The 15,060-nt window shown below is 73.1% G+C and carries 16 protein-coding genes; 7 read left to right on the top strand and 9 right to left on the bottom strand.

The annotated features are described in order from the left end of the window. Window positions 1–8: 8 nt before the first annotated feature. Window positions 9–2,165, top strand: coding sequence for a 3-hydroxyacyl-CoA dehydrogenase NAD-binding domain-containing protein (locus tag AB0B94_RS01210; protein WP_357267008.1), 2,157 nt, complete (start codon window positions 9–11; stop codon window positions 2,163–2,165). Next, a complete protein-coding gene (locus tag AB0B94_RS01215) occupies window positions 2,162–3,292 on the top strand; it encodes a CaiB/BaiF CoA-transferase family protein (protein WP_357267011.1) in 1,131 nt (376 codons plus the stop codon). The genes AB0B94_RS01210 and AB0B94_RS01215 overlap by 4 nt, the downstream gene beginning before the upstream one ends. A 9-nt stretch (window positions 3,293–3,301) precedes the next feature. Here AB0B94_RS01215 and AB0B94_RS01220 read toward each other — a convergent pair whose 3' ends face one another. Together AB0B94_RS01220 and AB0B94_RS01225 are read right to left on the bottom strand one after the other, a co-directional pair. Beyond that, the gene (locus AB0B94_RS01220) at window positions 3,302–4,177 is read right to left on the bottom strand and encodes a cytochrome c oxidase assembly protein (protein ID WP_357267014.1); all 876 of its coding nucleotides are present in this window, start codon (window positions 4,175–4,177) and stop codon (window positions 3,302–3,304) included. Next, window positions 4,144–4,620 (bottom strand): DUF2243 domain-containing protein, encoded by a 477-nt coding sequence (locus tag AB0B94_RS01225; protein WP_357267017.1) that lies wholly within the window; start codon window positions 4,618–4,620, stop codon window positions 4,144–4,146. Before AB0B94_RS01225 ends, AB0B94_RS01220 begins: the two co-directional genes overlap by 34 nt. Window positions 4,621–4,786: 166 nt before the next feature. On the opposite strand from AB0B94_RS01225, the gene AB0B94_RS01230 reads away from it, so the two are divergent. From AB0B94_RS01230 to AB0B94_RS01245, 4 genes are all read left to right on the top strand, one after another. Beyond that, window positions 4,787–6,049, top strand: coding sequence for a DUF2786 domain-containing protein (locus tag AB0B94_RS01230; RefSeq protein ID WP_357267020.1), 1,263 nt, complete (start codon window positions 4,787–4,789; stop codon window positions 6,047–6,049). A gap of 180 nt (window positions 6,050–6,229) precedes the next feature. After that, window positions 6,230–6,586 (top strand): YciI family protein, encoded by a 357-nt coding sequence (locus AB0B94_RS01235; protein ID WP_238671370.1) that lies wholly within the window; start codon window positions 6,230–6,232, stop codon window positions 6,584–6,586. Beyond that, the gene (locus AB0B94_RS01240) at window positions 6,583–7,836 is read left to right on the top strand and encodes a DUF6596 domain-containing protein (RefSeq protein ID WP_357267023.1); all 1,254 of its coding nucleotides are present in this window, start codon (window positions 6,583–6,585) and stop codon (window positions 7,834–7,836) included. Before AB0B94_RS01235 ends, AB0B94_RS01240 begins: the two co-directional genes overlap by 4 nt. Window positions 7,837–7,928: 92 nt before the next feature. After that, the gene (locus tag AB0B94_RS01245; RefSeq protein WP_357267026.1) at window positions 7,929–8,585 is read left to right on the top strand and encodes a class I SAM-dependent methyltransferase; all 657 of its coding nucleotides are present in this window, start codon (window positions 7,929–7,931) and stop codon (window positions 8,583–8,585) included. Window positions 8,586–8,632: 47 nt separating this feature from the next. On the opposite strand, the gene AB0B94_RS01250 is transcribed toward AB0B94_RS01245, so the two are convergent. From AB0B94_RS01250 to AB0B94_RS01280, 7 genes are all read right to left on the bottom strand, one after another. Next, the gene (locus AB0B94_RS01250; protein ID WP_357267029.1) at window positions 8,633–10,087 is read right to left on the bottom strand and encodes an alpha/beta hydrolase; all 1,455 of its coding nucleotides are present in this window, start codon (window positions 10,085–10,087) and stop codon (window positions 8,633–8,635) included. 123 nt (window positions 10,088–10,210) lie between these two features. Then, window positions 10,211–10,480 (bottom strand): hypothetical protein, encoded by a 270-nt coding sequence (locus AB0B94_RS01255; RefSeq protein ID WP_238671325.1) that lies wholly within the window; start codon window positions 10,478–10,480, stop codon window positions 10,211–10,213. After that, the gene (locus AB0B94_RS01260; RefSeq protein WP_357267031.1) at window positions 10,477–10,824 is read right to left on the bottom strand and encodes a helix-turn-helix domain-containing protein; all 348 of its coding nucleotides are present in this window, start codon (window positions 10,822–10,824) and stop codon (window positions 10,477–10,479) included. Before AB0B94_RS01260 ends, AB0B94_RS01255 begins: the two co-directional genes overlap by 4 nt. Window positions 10,825–10,987: 163 nt before the next feature. After that, window positions 10,988–11,161: a CsbD family protein gene (locus AB0B94_RS01265; RefSeq protein ID WP_036410891.1), complete on the bottom strand. Its 174-nt coding sequence runs from the start codon at window positions 11,159–11,161 to the stop codon at window positions 10,988–10,990. Between the two features lie 74 nt (window positions 11,162–11,235). Continuing rightward, window positions 11,236–13,482: a heavy metal translocating P-type ATPase gene (locus AB0B94_RS01270; RefSeq protein ID WP_357267034.1), complete on the bottom strand. Its 2,247-nt coding sequence runs from the start codon at window positions 13,480–13,482 to the stop codon at window positions 11,236–11,238. Window positions 13,483–13,494: 12 nt separating this feature from the next. After that, complete coding sequence (locus AB0B94_RS01275; protein ID WP_357267037.1) at window positions 13,495–14,445, bottom strand: hypothetical protein; 951 nt, start codon at window positions 14,443–14,445, stop codon at window positions 13,495–13,497. Window positions 14,446–14,458: 13 nt separating this feature from the next. Continuing rightward, a complete protein-coding gene (locus tag AB0B94_RS01280) occupies window positions 14,459–14,668 on the bottom strand; it encodes a copper ion binding protein (RefSeq protein WP_357267040.1) in 210 nt (69 codons plus the stop codon). Window positions 14,669–14,762: 94 nt separating this feature from the next. On the opposite strand from AB0B94_RS01280, the gene AB0B94_RS01285 reads away from it, so the two are divergent. Then, the gene (locus tag AB0B94_RS01285; protein ID WP_030329541.1) at window positions 14,763–15,059 is read left to right on the top strand and encodes a metal-sensitive transcriptional regulator; all 297 of its coding nucleotides are present in this window, start codon (window positions 14,763–14,765) and stop codon (window positions 15,057–15,059) included. Window position 15,060: the final 1 nt, after the last annotated feature.

Consider the following 15,060-nt stretch of genomic DNA (forward strand, 5'->3'; position numbering starts at 1 on the left):
GGACGACAATGACCAACACCATCCGGTACGACCGCGGCGCCGACGGCATCGTCACTCTCACTCTGGACGACCCCACCCAGTCCGCCAACACCATGAACCGGGCGTACGCCGCCTCGATGACCGCCACGTTGGACCGGCTGGAGGCCGAGAGCGACCTCGTCGGCGTCATCGTGACCAGCGCGAAGTCGACCTTCTTCGCCGGCGGTGACCTGCCCGAGATGATCCGGGCCACCCGCGCCGACGCGCCCGCGCTCGCCGACCTGCTCGGCACCATGAAAAGGGACCTGCGCCGGCTGGAGACGCTGGGCCGGCCGGTGGTCGCCGCTGTCAACGGCTCGGCGCTCGGTGGTGGCCTGGAGATCGCACTCGCCTGCCACCACCGGATCGCGCTGGACGCGCCCGGCAGCCGGCTCGGGCTGCCCGAGGTGACACTGGGCCTGCTGCCCGGTGCTGGCGGTGTCACCCGGACCGTACGGATGCTCGGCCTGGCCGGCGCGCTGACCACCGTGCTGCTCACCGGCCGACGGATGCGCCCGGTCGACGCCCTGTCCGCCGGGCTGGTCGACGAGGTGGTCGCCACGCCCACCGAGTTGCTGGACCGGGCGCGGGCCTGGATCGCGGCGAACCCGCACCCGGCACAGCCGTGGGACCGGCCGGACTATCGGATGCCGGGCGGCACCCCGGCCAGCCGCTCGCTGGCCACCCAACTGCCGGCCTTCCCGGCGACGCTGCGCAAGCAGCTCAAGGGTGCCCGGCTGCCCGCGCCCGAGGCGATCCTCGCCGCCGCCGTCGAGGGCGCACAGGTCGACCTGGAGACCGCCCTGACCGTGGAGACCCGGCACCTGATCGGCCTGCTCACCGGGCAGGTCGCCAAGAACATGATCGGTGCGTTCTTCTTCGACCTGAAGGCAGTCAACGGTGGCGCGGCCCGACCGCCCGGTGTGGACGCGCCGCCGGTGCGCCGGGTGGCGGTGCTCGGCGCGGGCATGATGGGCGCGGGCATCGCGTACGCCTGTGCCAGCGCAGGGCTGGACGTCGTGGTCAAGGACGTCACGCCGGAGGCCGCCGGCCGGGCCCGGGAGCACGCCGAGCGCTTACTGACCCGGGCGGTACGCAAGGGCCGCACCACCGAGGCGGACGCGCGTGCCGTGCTGGACCGGATCACCACGACCGACCAGGTGGACGCGCTGGCTGGCTGCGACGCGGTCATCGAGGCGGTCTTCGAGGACCCGGCCCTGAAGAAGGCCGTGTTCGCCGAGGTGCTGCCGGTGCTCGCGCCGGGCGCGCTGCTCGCCTCCAACACCTCCACCCTGCCGATCACCGGGCTGGCCGAGGGCGTGGACCGGCCGACGGACTTCATCGGCACGCACTTCTTCTCTCCGGTGGACCGGATGCCCCTGTTGGAGATCGTGGTCGGCGAACGCACCGGGGATGTGGCGCTGGCCCGTGCGTTCGACCTGGGCCGGCGGATCGGCAAGACCCCGATCGTGGTCAACGACGGCCGGGGATTCTTCACCAGCCGGGTGATCGGCAAGTTCATCGACGAGGCGGTCGGCATGGTCGCCGAGGGTGTCCCCGCCGCATCGGTGGAGCAGGCCGCCCTTCAGGCCGGCTACCCGACCGGGCCGCTGGCGCTGGCCGACGAGGTCAGCCTGACGCTCATCCAGCGGATCCGCCGCCAGTTCGAGGCGGCCAGCGAGGAGTTCCGGCCGCTGCCGGCGCACCGCCTGGTGGACGAGCTGGTCGACGCGTACGAGCGGCCGGGGCGCGCCGCCGGACGGGGTTTCTACTCCTACGACGACGGCACCCGGGGTCGGCTGTGGCCCGGTCTCGCCGACCTGATCACCGACGCGGGTCGGGCGGTGCCGTTCACCGACCTCCAGGAGCGGATGCTCTTCGCCGAGGCGCTGGACGCGCTGCGCTGCCTCGACGAGGGGGTGTTGCGCACCGAGACCGACGCCAACATCGGCTCGATCTTCGGCATCGGCTTCCCGGCGTGGACGGGCGGGGTGATCCGCTACGTCCGGCAGTACGCGGGCGGCCCGGCCGGCTTCGCGACACGTGCCACCGAGCTGGCGGGCAGCTACGGCGACCGGTTCACGCCCCCCGCCGACCTGGCCGAGCGGCTCGCCGTTCTCCGGGCCGAACCGGCTGACGTCGCATGACGGCGGCCCGCGGCGGGCCACTGGCCGGGGTGCGGGTGGTCGAGCTGGCCAGCCTCGCCCCGGCGCCGTTCGGCTGCATGGTGCTCGCCGACCTCGGCGCGGACGTGGTGCGGGTGGACCGGCCGGGCGCCCCGGGAGCGGGCCGGCTGGCAGCACCGACCAGCGGGCCGTTGCAACGCGGCCGACGGGTCACCGCGCTGGACCTGAAGTCCCCGGCCGGCGTGGCGGACCTGCTGCGCCTCGCCGAACGCGCGGACGTGCTGGTCGAGGCGTACCGGCCCGGGGTGGCCGAGCGGCTCGGCATCGGGCCGGAGGTGTGCCGGGCCCGCAACCCTCGACTGGTGTACGCGCGGATGACCGGCTGGGGTCAGGACGGCCCGCTGGCAGCCCGAGCCGGGCACGACATCGACTACATCGCGGTGGCCGGGGCGTTGGAGCCGCTGGGGCGGGCCGGCGAACGCCCGTACGCGCCGATGAACCTGATCGGCGACTTCGGCGGCGGCGGGATGCTGCTCGCCGTCGGGGTGCTGGCCGCGCTGCTGGAGCGGGAGCGCTCCGGCTTCGGCCAAGTGGTCGACGCGGCGATGGTGGACGGCTCGGCGCTGCTCACCTCGTTCCTGCACGGGTTGCTCGGCACCGGCCTGTGGGCCGCCCCGCGTGGGCGCAACATGTTCGACGGCGGGGCGCCGTTCTACGACACGTACGCCACCGCCGACGGTGGATTCATGGCGGTCGGCGCGATGGAACCGGCCTTCTACGCCGTACTGCTCAGCGGCCTCGGCCTCGCCGACGACCCGGACCTGCCCGCCCAGTACGACCCGAGCGGCTGGGACGAGTTGCGCCGCCGGTTCACCGAGCGGTTCGCCGAGCGCACCCGGGACGAGTGGACGGCGGTCTTCGCCGACGTGGACGCCTGCGTCGCGCCGGTGCTCGCTCCCGGCGAGGCGCATGGGCACCCGCACAACGCTGCCCGGGGGACGTTCGTCGAGGTGGGCGGCGAGATCCAGCCGGCCCCCGCACCCCGCTTCGACCGCACCCCGACCGACCGACCAACCCCGGCACCAGATCCGGAACAGGACGTCCAACCGGTAGGGGACATCCTCACCGACTGGCCCCACCGCGCCTGATCCTGTTGATCAAGAGGTTTGCGTCAAGGAATTGCCTTCCGGTGACGCAAACTTCTTAATCAACGGAGGTGGGGACGGGCGGGGGCGGCGGGAGTGGTACCAGGTGGCGAAGAGGGCTGCTGCCAGGAGCAGCTCGGCCAGGTCGCCGCCGTAGTACATGAGTTGGGCGGCCGAGCGAAACGCTTCCGGGTCCCGGTCGGCGAGGCCGGGCGGGAGGTTTTCGGCCTGGGCGTACAGGTACTTGGCCAGCACGGCGTGGCCGGCCGACTCGGCGAGTAACGCGCCGACCCGTACCGCCAGGCCGGGGCGACGCGGCGCCGGGTCCGGCCCGGCCAACGACCAGGCGAAGAGGTACCCGGCGGCCAGGTAGTGCAGGTGCACCGCGTGATGCAGGACTGGTTGCCGTTCGGCCGCCGCGTACAACGGGGTGAGCAGCACCAACGCCAGCCCGCCGGTGCTGAGCAGCGCGGCGGTGAACGGGTGGGCGAGCAGGTGCAGCGGGCGGGCGCGCAGCAGCCGTCCCACCAGCCGGCGCATCGGCGGAGGCGCGACGTGCAGCAGTAGCGTCACCGGGGCGCCGAGCACCAGCCCGAGCGGGGCCAGCATGCCGAGCAGCAGGTGCTGCGCCGCGTGCCCGCTCGGGTTGTCGGGGAGTTGGGCCAGCGGCCCGACGGCGACCGCCAGCAGGGCGCAGCCGACCAGCCAGGAGGCGGTACGCCGGTGGTCCCAACCCCGCGGGTCGCGGACGGCTGCCAGCAGGTAGCCGACCGCCACCAACGCGACAGTGAACAGCGGGAACCAGGTCGGCCCGGCCGCACCGTGCCCGGCGTGCGCCAGCGGCCCGGCCACCGTCATCGGGGGCCGGGCCGGCGGGACCGGGCCCACCACACCACCCCGGCGCCGGCCAACAGCAGCACCACACCGGACGCGATCCACAGCACGTCGTACGGCAGCAGGTGTACGCCGTAGCGGATCTGGTGCAGCCGGAGCACCTTGTGGTCGACCACCCCGTCGAAGACCTGGAACCCGCCGGCACCGAGCAGGAAGCCACCCCACGCCAGCCGGTTCGACAGGGCACGTCGTCGACGCAGGTCGGCGAACCAGAAGAACCCGCCGACCAGGATGATCAGCTCGGCGGCGTGCAGCAGTCCGTCGGAGAGCAGCGCCACCGATGGGGTGGACCGGTCGTAGAAGTGGTGCCACGCCAGCAACTGGTGGAAGACGATCTCGTCCACCGCAGCCATGATTGCGATGCCGATCAGGACGCCGACGAGCGTGGAGGAGCGTACGTCGGCGACGCGTGCGCTCGGCAGACTCGAATCGGCCACCACACACCTCGCATCCGCCCGGGTCAGGTCGAAACTACCCCGACCATGCCGCCGATCGCGGCCGAGACGGCCCCGGGCCATCCCCGTTTCACGACTCCCGCACCACTGGCGGCATGATCATGGAGCCTGGAGGTAGCGACAGCCAGATCCCGAGAAGGAGGTGCCAGTGCCGGACGCTGACGAACTCGTCGCCAACGCGCTCGCGGCGGTGCGCGGCACTGACGTACGGCAGGCCGAACGGCAGCTGGACCAACTGATGGTCGGCACCGGCGCCGCGGACGGCACCACGGCGGTGGACGCCGCTCTGCTGCGTCGCCTGGTTCGCGGCCTGGGCCGGCTCTGGCCGCGCGGTTGGCAGCCGGTCGACGTGGACCGGATCACCAGTCGACGGCTCGACGCCCGCGCGGCCCGGCTGGTCCGTGCCGCGATGGCCGCCCAGCGGCGCGACCAGACCGAGCCGGTCCCGGCCTGGTGGGACGACCAGCTACGCGAGCTGGCAGCCACCGAGGGCGGTGCCGAGCGCAGCGTGTTGGCCGGTTGGGCCGGCCGGGAGGGTCTGGACCGGGCCGACGCGCTCCGCGCGGCAGTGGACACTCTCGCACTGGTGGAGAGCCTGCCGCCGATCGCGGTGCTGCGCCCACCGCCGGGTACGAGCGGCGCGGCGCTGCCCCGCACGGCGGGCACGGCTCGCAGCGGGTCCCCGATGCTGGACCGGGTGCGGGCGCTGCTGGCGAAGGCCGAGTCGACCACCTTCCCGGCGGAGGCGGAGGCGCTGACCGGAAAGGCCCAGGAGCTGATCGCCCGGCACAGCATCGACGAGGCGCTGCTGGCGGCCGGGTCGGAGCGCGGGGACCTGCCCGGCGGCGTACGGCTGAGCACCGACACCCCGTACGCGGGTGCCAAGGCGCTGCTGGTGCAGGAGGTGGCGGCGGCGAACCGGTGCGAGGCGGTCTGGTCCGACGATCTGGGCTTCGCCACGGTGCTGGGCTGGCCGGCCGATCTGGTGGCGGTGGAGTTGCTCTACACGTCGCTGCTGGTCCAGGCCACGGCGGCGATGCTGCGGGGGCGGGCCGAGCGCCGGCCGGGGTCGGGGCGACGGACGAAGGTGTGGGACGAGTCCTTCCTCAACGCGTTCGCGCTGCGGATCGGCGAGCGGCTACGCACTGCCACCGAGGCGGCGACACACGCGGCGGACCAGGCGGCGGCCGAGACGGCCGGGGCGGAACGGCTGTTGCCGGTGCTCGCTGCGCGGGGCGAGGCGGTTCGGGAGCGGTTGGACACGCTCTTCCCCGGCGTCACCCGGCACCGACTCAGCGTGCGTGACGCCGAGGGCTGGTCGTCCGGCACCTCGGCGGCCGACCGGGCTTCGCTGGACGTCGGCGGCGCCCGGAAGCCCCGACAGGTGCCCGGCCGACCCGATCCACGCTGAACGCTGTTCCGCTGACCGGGCCTCGATCTCGGCCCGTCCGGCGTGGGACCGCCCCCGGCGGACGTTTCTGCGATTTTCTTCGGTACGCGGTAGGGATCGGGGGAACGGCTCCGACCCTCCGGTGAGTCGCGCCCCGGTCGGGGGTGCGACCAGAGCCTGAGGAGCATCGCCGTGAAGTACATGCTGCTGATCTGGAACCGCCCCGGCTTCACCGAGGAGCTGAGCGAGCAGGAGCGCACCGCACTCTTCGGTGAGGTCGACGAGATCATGAAGGAGCTGGCCGAGACGGGCGAGCTGATCGGCGGCCAGGCGTTGGCCAATCCGTCGCAGACGTTGACGGTCCGGCTCGTGGACGGCAGCCCCGAGGTCCTCGACGGGCCGTTCATGGAGAGCAAGGAGCAGTTCGCCGGTTACCTGGCCGTCGACTGCGACAGCCCGCAGCGGGCCGCCGAGATCGCCGCCCGCTGGCCGGACGTCCGGTACGGCGGTGCGATGGAGGTCCGCCCGATCATGGACGAGGCCGGGACGGAGATGTGACCGGGGACCGGACGGTCGAGGACCTGCTGCGCACGTTCGCGCCGCAGGTCCTCGGCCTGCTGGTCCGTCGGCACGGACAGTTCGACAGGTGCGAGGACGCGGTCCAGGAGGCGCTGCTCGCCGCCGCGACGCAGTGGCCCGGCCAGGGCGTACCGGATAATCCGCGCGCCTGGTTGCTCACAGTGGCCACCCGCCGCCTCACCGACGAGTGGCGCAGCGAGAGCGCGCGCCGCGACCGCGAGGTGGCGGTGGCGCGGCGCGCGCCGGCGTACGCCGGGGTGGTGCCCGCGGCGGACGCGGAGCCCACAGTTCCGGCCGATGACGACACCCTCACGCTGCTGTTCCTCTGCTGTCACCCGGCGCTGCCCGGATCGGCGCAGGTGGCGCTCACCCTGCGAGCGGTCGGCGGTCTCAGCACCGCCCAGATCGCCCGGGCGCACCTGGTGCCCGAGGCGACGATGAGTCAACGCATCCGGCGAGCCAAGCAGCGGATCGAGGCCGCCGGGGCACGGTTCACAATGCCGGGGCCGGGCGAGCGGGGCGAGCGGCTGGGAACTGTGCTGCGGGTCCTCTATCTGATCTTCAACGAGGGCTACACCGCGTCCAGTGGCCCGGATCTGCGCCGGGCCGAGCTGACCGGCGAGGCGATCCGGCTGGCTCGCATCCTGCGTGGGCTGCTGCCCGACGACGGCGAGGTGGCCGGGCTGCTGGCGCTGATGTTGTTGACCGACGCGCACCGGGCGGCCCGGGTGGGGCCGGACGGGGAGCTGGTGCCGCTGGCAGAGCAGGACCGTTCCCGGTGGGACGCCGCCGCCATCGCGGAGGGGGTCGCGCTGATCACCGAGGCGCTGACCTGGTCGCCTCCCGGCCCGTACCAGCTCCAGGCGGCGATCGCCGCCGTGCACGCCGAGGCGTCGACGGCGGCGGAGACGGACTGGCGGCAGATCGTCGCGCTCTACCGACTGCTGGCCCGGATCGCGCCGAACCCGATGGTCACCCTCAACCAGGCGGTGGCGGTGGCCATGGTCGACGGGCCCCGGGCCGGGCTCGCCCTGCTCACGCCGTTGGACGCCGACGAACGCACGGCCGGGCACCACCGGCTGGCCGCCGTCCGGGCTCACCTGTTGGAGCTGGCCGGGGAGGTCGGTGCGGCGCGGGAGGCGTACCTGGTGGCGGCGCGGGGCACCACGAGCCGGCCCGAGCAGCGCTACCTGGAGGTGCGGGCGGCCCGGCTGACCGGGCAGTGGTGAGCGACGTCGTCTTGCCGTTTTGGCAACAATCTTTGCGCATCGCGCCGGTCACCGGTCACAGTCGTGGCCGACGCGCGAAGGAGCAGGCACAGATGACCGAGCGGCACGAGTTCGACAAGGACTACTGGGAGCGGCACTGGCAGCAAACGCACCACGACCGTCCCGGCGCGATGAGCACGAGTCCCGCGCACCCGTACCTGGCCCGGGAGATCGGCGCTCTGGTGCCGGGCTCGGCGCTGGACGCCGGGTGCGGCGCGGGCGCCGAGGCGATTTCGTTAGCCGCCCACGGTTGGCAGGTCACCGCCGTCGACATCGCACCCGTCGCGCTCGCCCGAGCCGCCGAACGCGCAGCGGAGAGCGGCGTGTCCGAGCGCGTGCGGTGGGTGGAGGCGGACCTGACGGCCTGGGCTCCAGCGGCACGGTTTGACCTGGTCACGACGCACTACGCGCACCCCGCGATGCCGCAGTTGGCCTTCTACGACCGCATCGCCGGGTGGGTGGCACCCGGCGGCACCCTCCTGATCGTCGGGCACCTGCACACTTCGGAAACCTCCGCGCCGGGGCACGGGCACGGGCACGGGTCCGGGCACCACCCGCCGGACGAGGCATCGGTCACCCTCGCCGACATCACCGCCGGCCTGGACAGCAGCACCTGGGAGATCGTCACCGCCGAGGAGCACCGCCGCACGGTGCCGGGCCGGGACGCACCGCTGCACGACGTGGTCGTACGCGCCACCCGACGCCGGTGAGCAGACCGCTGCCGGCCGCCGGACGTCCCGGCGGCCGGCAGCGGCTGTCAGGGTTCGACGGCCGGGCAGCTGGCGCCCCGGGCGGGCACCACCTGATCGATCAGGTACGAATCGACGACTCGTTGCACGCACGGGCTGCTGCTGTAGCTGCCGTGCCCCCACCCCAGGTAGGTGAGCAGCGCGCCGTGCCGACCCAACTGCCGTACCACGTTGCGCGCCCAGTCGTAGCCGCTCGCCGGGTCGTGCACCGTGGCGGCAACCAGCAGCGGCACGTCGGTGTGCACCAGTAGCCGATGCTGCGGGTTGGCCACCGGCGTCGGGGAGCCCAGGCAGGTGACCAGCGCGAACAGCGCCGGCGGGTAGCGCAGGTCCGGCGCGAGCCGGGCCGCCCGGCGCAGATGTCCGACGTACTCGCGGTAGTCGCGCACCGGCAGGCTCCAGTCCTGGCAGAAAACCGCGAAGGGGTACGGAGCCACGGCCTCGTCCGCCAACGGGCGGACGCTCGGCGTGGTGGCGGTGCCCTCCAGTCGGAGGATCCACTCGGCCAGCCCCGGCCACCGCCAGGTGTCGTAGAGCTTCTTGTGGGCGAGGCGGCTCAGCTCGAACGGGGCGAGCGCGGCCCCGGCCTGGTCCGGGTCGGTCAGCGAGCCACGCTCGGCCCGGGCGTGCAGCCCGGCCCAGCTGGCCCGGACGTCGCGACCGTGCAGGACGCAGTCGGCCGAGCGGTCACACCAGGCCAGGAACTCGTCGAACGCGCCCTCGGCGGTGGCGGCCTGGGTGTCCAGGAAGGCGCGGGTGCCGAGGCTGTGGTCCATGGCGGCCTCCAGCACGATGGCCCGGACCCGGTCGGGGTACAGCTCGGCGTAACGCTGCCCGAGCACTGTGCCGTACGAGCTGCCGTGGAAGGTCAACTGCCGCTCGCCGAGCGCGGCGCGGACCGCGTCCAGGTCGCGGGCGGCGCTGGTGGTGTCGACGTGGTCGTAGAGCGTCCCGGTGCGGGCCCGGCAGTCGGCGCGCAGCAGCGCGTTGTTGGCCAGCGTGGCGTCGAACTGGGCCTGGTCGGCGACCAGTTGTGGTTGCCGGGCGAGCAGGTCCCGGGCGCAGACCACTGGGTGGCTGTCGCCGGTACCGCGTGGGTCGAAGCTGACGATGTCGAACCGGGCCCGCAGGTCGGCGCTGAACCGGGAGCTGCCGTTCACCACCCGATCGACCCCGCTGTCGCCCGGCCCGCCGGGGCCGAACACCAACGCGCCTTGCCGGGTGGCCGGCTTGGCGACCCGGCGGGCCAGCGACAGGTCGAAGCGCTCACCTCGGGGTCGGTCCCAGTCCACGGGCAGCGACAGGGTGCCGCACTCGGCGCTGCTGTCCTCGGCGCACGGCCGCCAGTCGATCGTCGGGGCGGGTTGTGGTCGGGCGGCGGCCGGGCTCGCCGGGGTCAGGCCGGTGGCCGTCAGGGCCAGGGCGACCGCCCAGCCGACTGCGGATTTGCGTACGCGCAGCATGAGGTGCTGTCCTCTCCTCGAAGGAGCGTTGCCTGTGAAACTCGCCCACTGGGCGAGGTGATGCTGCTTCCACCCGGGCCGTCGAGTAGCCGCTCGGCGGCCCGGGGCCTCTCGTCCGCCGGGTCAGTCGACCTCGCGCAGGACGCGTTCGAGCGTGGTCATCCGGGTCTCCATCCCGCCCAACCGGCCGTCCATCGCCGCGAGCAGTCGGGCGTTGTCCGCCTGGGCCTGAGCGGCCGTCTCGGCGAGCCGGCGGTAGTCGTCCGCCCGGTCCGCCTCGTACCGGGCCCGCCGGGTCTTGGCGAGCTGCACGACGGTCACCGTGACCACGCTGATCAGGAAGGCGAAGATGCCGATCGCGCCGACCACCTCGGTCCAGTCGTGCTCGCTCATCGCTGTGCTCCCGGCTGCTCGCCCGAGTCGGGCACCGTCAGCGTCTCGACCGCGGCCGCGATGACCGCGGGGGTGAGTGTGAGCACGAACGGCTCCACCTCGTAGTAGTTCATGGCCTTCCCGTCCTCCGACAACTCCAGGCGGGCGGTGACCAGCCCGGCCGCCGCCAGCTTCCGTAGGTGGACCTGCAACAGCGCCCGGCTGATGCCCAGTTGCCGGGCCAGCCCGCTGACGTACGCACGTTCCCGGGCCAACGCGGCGACGACCCGCAGCCGGTGCGGGTTGGCCAGGGTGGCCAGCACCCGGACCAGGTCGTCGCCGGTCGGCGGTGAGGCGGCGCTCATAACCAGCCCTTGCACATGCCAAGGAAAGTTAGCAGGTGCCGGCGCGCCGCGGTGCGGGACGCGGGTGGAATCAGGGGGATCTCAGGGTCGGCGAAAGAGTCCCGACACACAGCACGCCGGGCCGGTGATGATCACCGGCCCGGCGTGCGGGTTACGTCGTACGTCAGCTCTTGAAGGCGTCCTTGATCTTCTCGCCCGCCTGCTTGAGCTTGGCGGTGGACTGGTCAGCGCGACCCTCCGCCTCCAACTGCTCGTTGTCGGTGGCCCGGCCGGCGCCTTCCTTCAGCTTGCCGGTCGCGTCCTCGGTGGCGTTGTTGATCTTGTCGTCGAATCCCATTGCCAACCTCCATTGCAAGCGTCGCTACGACAACAGAGGTACCCCCGCCGGCACCGGCCCAACCATTACCGTCGTCACAGATCGGCAGCGGCCGGACGAAAGCGACGCAGGCGCAGGCTGTTGGCCACCACGAAGACCGAGGACAGCGCCATCGTGGCGCCGGCGATCATCGGGTTGAGCAGCCCGGCGGCGGCCAACGGCAGCGCCGCCACGTTGTAGCCGAACGCCCAGAACAGGTTGCCCCGGATGATGCCGAGCGTCCGGCGGGACAACCGGATGGCGTCCACAGCGGCGTCCAGGTCGCCCCGGACGAGGGTGAGGTCGGCCGCCTCGATCGCCACGTCGGCGCCGGTACCCATGGCCAGCCCCAGGTCGGCCTGGGCCAGCGCCGGGGCGTCGTTGACCCCGTCACCGACCATCGCCACCGATCGCCCCTCGGCCTGGAGCCGCTTGATCACGTCGACCTTCCCGGCCGGCAGCACCTCGGCGATCACCTCGTCGACGCCCACCTCGGCGGCGACCGCGCGAGCAACTGTGCTGTTGTCCCCGGTCAGCAGGACCGGAGTCAGCCCCAGCCCGCGCAGCCGAGCCACCGCCGCCCGGCTGGTCGGCCGGACCACGTCGGCGACAGTGAGCACACCCCGGGCCCGTCCGTCCCAGCCGGCGACGATCGGCGTACGGCCGGCAGCCTCGGCGTCGCGCACTGCCCACTCGACCTCCGGCGGTACGTCGAGCTCACGCTCGCGCAGCAGCCGGACCCGGCCGACCAGCACGGAGCGCCCGTCGACAGTTCCGGTCACCCCCAGCCCTTCGAGGTTGCCGAAGGCGGTCACCGGGGGCAGCGCGCCCGCGTCGGTGGCAGCGGCCGCGACCGCACGGGCGATCGGATGCTCGGAGGCGGCCTCCACCGCCCCGGCGAGCCGGAGCAGCTCGGCCCGGTCCACACCGCTCGCCGGCACCACGTCCACCACTGTCATCCGGCCGGTCGTCACGGTGCCCGTCTTGTCGAGCACCACGGTGTCCACCCGGCGGGTCGACTCCAGCACCTCCGGGCCCTTGATCAGCACGCCGAGCTGGGCGCCCCGACCGGTGCCGACCAGTAGCGCCGTCGGGGTGGCCAGGCCGAGCGCGCACGGACAGGCGATGATCAGCACGGCCACGGCGGCGGTGAACGCGGCGGTCGGGCCGGCCCCGCTGCCGAGCCACCAGCCGAGCGTGCCGACGGCGATGGTGATGACGATCGGAACGAAGACCCCGGAGATCCGGTCCGCCAGCCGCTGCACGGCCGCCTTGCCGCTCTGCGCCTGCTCCACCAGGTCGGCCATCCGGGCTAGCTGGGTGTCCGCGCCGACCCGGGTGGCGGTGACGATGAGCCGCCCACCCGCGTTGATCGTGGCGCCGACCACGCCGTCACCCGGGGCGACCTCGACCGGAACCGACTCACCGGTGAGCATGCTGGCATCGACGGCGGAGGTGCCCTCGTCGACCACTCCGTCGGTGGCGATCTTCTCCCCGGGGCGGACCACGAACCGGTCACCGACGGCGAGCCGGTCCACCGGGATCAGGGTCTCCACGCCGTCACGCAGCACTGTCACGTCCTTGGCGCCGAGGTCGAGCAGGGCGCGTAGGGCGGCGCCGGCGGTCCGCTTGGAACGGGCCTCGAAGTAGCGACCGGCCAGGATGAACACTGTGACCCCGGCGGCCGCCTCCAGGTAGATGTTGCCGGCGCCGTCGGTACGGGTGATGTCGAAGCGGAACGGGTGCGTCATGCCGGGCATCCCCGCGTCACCGAGGAAGAGCGCCCAGAGCGACCAACCGAACGCGGCCAGGGTGCCGAGCGACACCAGGGTGTCCATGGTGGCCGCACCGTGCCGCAGGTTGGTCCAGGCGGCCCGGTGGAACGGCAGCCCACCCCAGACCACCACCGGGGCGGCCAGGGTCAGCGACAACCACTGCCAGTAGTCGAACTGCCAGGCCGGGACCATTGCCAGCAGCACCACCGGCACGCTCAGGGCCACCGACACCCAGAGCCGGGTACGCGGCCCCCGCAACGGGTCCACCGGGGGCTCCGCGCTGGGCGGGGCCGGCAGCGCCGCCGTGTAACCGGTCTTCTGCACGGTCCCGATCAGGTCGTCCGGCGTGATGCCGTCGGCGTACCGGACGGTCGCCTTCTCGGTGGCGTAGTTGACTGTGGCGCTCACCCCGTCCATCCGGTTGAGCTTCTTCTCGATCCGGGCGGCGCACGCGGCGCAGGTCATCCCGCCGATCGCCAGTTCGATCCGGTTGGGCGCCTCGGGCAGGGGTCTGCTGGTGATGGTCATCGTCTGGTCCCGTCAGTTGTGTCCGTGCCCGGGGGTGCCGTGGTCGGCCCCGCCGGTCGGTGCGGGCCCGCTCGGAGTGGGGGCGTCGCCGGTCGGGGCGGCGTCGGCGACCACTGTGAACTCGGCGGTGTGCACCCGCCCACCGTGTTGGAAGTCGAGGTAGAGCCGGTAGCTGCCGGTCGAGGGCACCTCGGCGAGGAAGGTGACGGCCGGTCCGGGTCGGGTGCGCCCATCGCCGGGCGTCCCGTCCGGGTGCACGTGCAGGTAGGCCAGATCACCACGGCGCAGTGCCACCAGGTGCCCGTACGCGCCCAGGTAGGGCTCCAGGTCGGTGACCGGCTGCCCGTCCCGACTGACGGTCAGCGTCAGCGACGACGTGCGGCCGGGCTGCGGCGCTCCGGTCAGGGTGACCGTGTAGCCGTCGACCGTGGTGCTGGTCGCCGGGGCGGGCAGCGGCCGTTCGATCATTTCGCCGGGGACTGTCACGTCCACGCCGAGGGTCAGCGGCTCACCCCCGGTCGGGGTGAAGTCGGCGAACGCCCGCCACTGCCCGGGGCCGGCCAGCGGGGTGTCGACCCGCCAGGTGCCGTCCGGGGCCAGCTCGGGGTGGACGTGGCGGAAGCCGGAGAGGTCCCGACGGGCGACGATCAGGTGCATCTGCTTGTCGTGCGCCACGTCGTACCGGGTGACCGGGCGGCCGTCCGGGCCGGCGATCCGGAAGGCGAACTCGCCGGCCGGGGCGTCGACCGGTTCGAGGGTGTAGCCGTGTTCGGAGACGAGCAGCCCGCCGGGGAGCCGATCGCCCGTCCCGCCCCGTTCGTCAGCCGTCGGGGTGGTGGTGGCATCGTCGTGCCGGCTCTCGGCGACCGGGGCGGTGTCGGCGACCCTGCCGATCCCGTAGGTGGCGCCGAAGACAGCCGCCAGGCCGACGGCGAACCCGGCGAGTCTCGTCACGGTGCGCACGCCGGCCCGCCGATCACGCGTCGACGAGGTCGTAGCCGGCCTCGTCGACGGCGGCTCGGACGGCAGCGGTGTCCAGCGGCTGATCGCTGCTGACGGTGACCCGGCCGGCCGCCAGGTCGACCTGGACGTCACGCACCCCCGCGATGGCGCCGACCTCGGCGCTCACCGCGCTGACGCAGTGCCCACAGGTCATGCCCTGCACCTGATACGTCGTGTTGACCATCGGATCGTCTCCTTCGCGGTACCGGTACCCGGTGGGGGTATCTCAACAGAGCCGACCGTACCATACCCCCTGGGGGTACGCTATCCTGGTCGGCATGACCGCACCCACCCCGATCCGCGGATACACCGCCAGCAAGGACCAGCTGCTCGCGCGGCTCCGCCGCGTCGAGGGGCAGGTCCGGGGCATCGAGAAGATGGTCGACGACGACCGCTACTGCATCGACGTGCTCACCCAGATCTCCGCCATCCAGGCCGCCCTCGACAAGGTGGCCCTCGGGCTGCTCGACGGGCACGCCCGGCACTGCATGCACGAGGGCGCCGCCGAAGGCCGGGCCGACGAGATGGCCACCGAGATGATGGCGGCGGTCGGTCGGCTCATGAAGCGCGGCTGAC

The organism is Micromonospora sp. NPDC048986, assembly GCF_040649335.1.
Taxonomy (GTDB): domain Bacteria; phylum Actinomycetota; class Actinomycetes; order Mycobacteriales; family Micromonosporaceae; genus Micromonospora; species Micromonospora alfalfae.